The organism is Vibrio sp. Isolate30 (genome assembly GCF_022397975.1).
Classification (GTDB): domain Bacteria; phylum Pseudomonadota; class Gammaproteobacteria; order Enterobacterales; family Vibrionaceae; genus Vibrio; species Vibrio fortis.
On the sequence record NZ_JAKEUS010000026.1, the window covers coordinates 1 to 783 of the forward strand.

Consider the following 783-nt stretch of genomic DNA (forward strand, 5'->3'; position numbering starts at 1 on the left):
ACTTCTAGCAGCCGGAAAACCTAAGAAAGTCGCAATAATCGCGTGTGTAAGAAAGATGGTTGTGACCCTTAACTCGATGCTAAGAGATGGCGCCATGTGGGATGAGAACGCAGTCAAAAATTAATCATTGACGCCATAGTCGTTTGTTATGTTGTAGTATCGATTCACCTCACTTTGCCCTTAAAAGCGATTTAACTATACTCTGAACAAAGAATACATGTTAGATTATTATCCTATAATTTCATAAGGTTAGACATGTCATCTTTTATTCCCGCTTCACTAAACGCAATCTTGTCTGGAGTCAAATTTTGGAAGGACTCGAAGAAAGAATCAATTGAGCAGCTTCAAAATAAAAAAGTCGCAATAGAAAACGTGTACAAGGCAGCCCTTGCAACCAAAGCATATCTATACGATTTACAAGTCTTAGGTAAGGAGATCGACCGCGATAAAGAGCGTGAACTTTCTAGAATTTGGTGGGACGCTGCTTGGGCAATAGATCAATATGACCAAAAGCTTTATTACTCAGCGAGAATGAAAGCCTTAAGCTATGCGGACCACCGTGAATGGTCAAGAATATAACAGTAAAACTGGACGATATACTCGCTCAGTGTGACTGGGTGAAAGATAACTAGAGGCAACATAGACATAATGACCCCCACGAGGTGCTAGCCTCCAAAATCGTGGGTTAGCTTAAAGCCAGAGCCATAATTAGTGCGTCAAACAACTAAATTTGGAGGCTAGCATGACTAACGATAGCATAATTTTCATTGGCTTAGATACGCA

Annotated in this window: 1 protein-coding gene and 1 pseudogene; both read left to right on the top strand. The window is 40.5% G+C overall.

Annotation, left to right across the window (positions count from 1 at the left end; genetic code table 11):
* Nucleotides 1-124 (top strand): annotated as a pseudogene (locus L1D60_RS23395) (IS110 family transposase); the annotation flags it as partial.
* A 131-nt stretch (nucleotides 125-255) separates the two neighbouring features.
* The gene (locus L1D60_RS23400) at nucleotides 256-579 is read left to right on the top strand and encodes a hypothetical protein (RefSeq protein WP_239843168.1); all 324 of its coding nucleotides are present in this window, start codon (nucleotides 256-258) and stop codon (nucleotides 577-579) included.
* The last annotated feature ends 204 nt before the right edge of the window (nucleotides 580-783 follow it).